Origin of the sequence: Streptomyces sp. NPDC005899 (genome assembly GCF_040629645.1) — a bacterium.
GTDB lineage: Bacteria > Actinomycetota > Actinomycetes > Streptomycetales > Streptomycetaceae > Streptomyces.
This window is the reverse complement of sequence record NZ_JBEXWB010000606.1, coordinates 1-2201: the sequence shown is the minus strand read 5'-3', so window position 1 is coordinate 2201 and position 2201 is coordinate 1. Positions and strand designations below refer to the sequence as shown.

The 2201-nt window shown below is 72.1% G+C and carries 2 protein-coding genes and 2 pseudogenes; 2 read left to right on the top strand and 2 right to left on the bottom strand.

Translation table 11 applies throughout. The annotated features are described in order from the left end of the window. Window positions 1-69: 69 nt before the first annotated feature. Window positions 70-351 (bottom strand): Lrp/AsnC ligand binding domain-containing protein, encoded by a 282-nt coding sequence (locus ABZ371_RS31955; RefSeq protein ID WP_003969641.1) that lies wholly within the window; start codon window positions 349-351, stop codon window positions 70-72. Window positions 352-355: 4 nt separating this feature from the next. After that, a pseudogene (locus ABZ371_RS31950) lies at window positions 356-1104 on the bottom strand (rhomboid family intramembrane serine protease); the annotation flags it as partial. Between the two features lie 165 nt (window positions 1105-1269). On the opposite strand from ABZ371_RS31950, the gene ABZ371_RS31945 reads away from it, so the two are divergent. After that, entirely contained in the window at window positions 1270-1512 is a 243-nt protein-coding gene (locus ABZ371_RS31945) for a hypothetical protein (RefSeq protein ID WP_014156692.1), read from the top strand. A gap of 37 nt (window positions 1513-1549) precedes the next feature. Then, window positions 1550-2201, top strand: a pseudogene (locus ABZ371_RS31940) (RNA-binding protein); the annotation flags it as partial.

The window sequence follows — 2201 nt, the reverse complement described above, 5'->3', positions numbered from 1 at the left end:
GCGCGGGGCGGGGGCGCGGCTCCGCCGGGGGACGGGTGCCGTCCCCGGCCGGACCCAGGCGCCCCGGACTCAGGCGTCCAGGCCGATGGCGAACGCGGCCTCGAGGTCGTGCTGGGAGTAGGTGCGGAAGGCGACGTGGGTGTCGGTGCCCTCCACGCCCGGGATCTTGCTGATCCGGCCGGGGATGACGTCGGCCAGGTCGTCGTGCCTGGCCACCCTGACCATGGCGATCAGGTCGTACGTCCCGGTGACCGAGAAGACCTCGCTGACGCTGTCCAGCGCGGCGATGGCCTCGGCGATCTCCGGAATCCGGTCCACGCTGGTCTTGATGAGAACGATCGCGGTGATCACGGCTGGCTTCTCCCTCGGTGGCCGTGGCTGGAGACTTCACTCTAGAGCCTTGCGCCGGGGGCCCAGCCGGTAGCGCCCCCACGCGTAGAGGAACCCGGCGGCGAACCCCGCCACGTGGGCGAGGTAGGCCACGCCCGGGCCGCTGCCGGCGCTGCGGGCCGCCAGCCACTGCAGTACGAACCAGAAGGCGAGCACGATCCAGGCGGGGAACCGCAGCGGCAGGAAGAACAGGAACGGGAAGAGGCTGGTGACCCGGGCCCGGGGGAAGAGGCAGAGGAACGCCCCCAGCACCGCGGAGATCGCCCCGGAGGCGCCCACCAGGGTCTGGTCGGAGTCGGAGTGTGCGACGGCGTAGACCACCAGGGCGAGGTAGCCGCAGCAGAGGTAGAAGACGGCGAACGCGAGGCGCCCCATGCGTTCCTCGGCCATCGCGCCGAACACGTACAGGAACAGCATGTTGCCCAGCAGGTGCAGCCAGCTGCCGTGGACGAACAGCGCGGTGAGCGGGGTGAGCACCGCGTGCGCGGAGCCGCCGCACAGCTCGCTCGGGATCACTCCCCACTGTTCGAAGTACCCGGCCCGGGCGGCGAGGACCGCGTCCTCGCCGCCGTGGGAGGGGGTGAGGCCGGAAAGCGGACCGACCAGGAAGACGGCGGCGCACAGTGCGATGATCCCGTACGTGACCGGGCCGCTGCCCGCCGCCGCGTACTCCCCGGCCCGCTTCCGCCAGTCGACATGCCGCCGATCGATCACGTACAGAGCATGACGTACCGGGGGAGGACGGGACGGACCGCCTCGCCGTGCCGTGGGGTATGCACGAGGCCGTAGGGTTGACGGGACATCGCAGTTCGACGACGCACCGCGAGATCGCAGCCCGGTACGCACGGGACTCGACGAACGACGAAAGAGGACGCAACGATGACGACGGTTCCCCAGCCGACGGACGGGACCCGCTGGCGCTGCACACTCTGCGGCAACCTCACCCGATTCGACGTGACGCGCTCCTCCAAGGTCGTCGAGTACGTGCATCTCGACCTGGCCGGGGAGTCGAGTGTCGAGGAGCGCGAGGTGGTCAGTGAGACCATCGAGTCGGTGCGCTGTCGTTGGTGCAACGCGGTCGACCAGATCGAGCTGGTCGACCGGCCGGGTGCCGACTCCTGACGGGGCCGTGCGGACAGACACATTGGGGTGATGGATGGTGGAGCAGCCGGCAGGCGGCGCCGATCCGGCCGACGCGGCCGACGGCGTCGTGGAGTCGCTCGACCGCCCGCTGCCCGAGGGCGTCCGCCGCAAGGTCGTGGCCCTGGTCTCCGAGGCCTTCGGCGGCCTGACCGTCGCGGAACTACCGTCCCAGCTCAGGCAGTACGCCCGTTTCACCCCGAGCAGGCGGGTCAAGTTCGCGGGTAACGCGATGGCGGCCGCCCTGGAGAGCGATCCGGAGTTCCGCCGGCGCATCGGGGAGCGGATCGGCCGGAGCCGGCCGGAGCTCGCCGGTCCGCTGGAGACCGGTGCGCCGCCCGCCGCCGCCGACCCCGTCGACGTGGCCGCGGCCGCCTACGTGCTGCGGCCGGCGGGCTGGGTCAAGCTGGTGACCGCCGCCGGTGAGGAGGCCGAGCGGGCCGACGCCGAGCGGGCCGACGAGGAGACCCGGCGCGAGCTGGAGAAGCTGCGCGAGGAGCTGGAGCGGGTCCGTGTCCAGACCAGGGCCGAGACCGACCGGCTGCGCGCCGAGCTGGACGCCTCCCGCAAGGAGGCCGAGTCCCTGCACCGCAAACTGCGCAGTGCGCTCAGCGAGGTCAAGCGCGGCGAGGCCGCGCTGCGCAGGAGCGCGGCCGAGCACGAGACCGCGC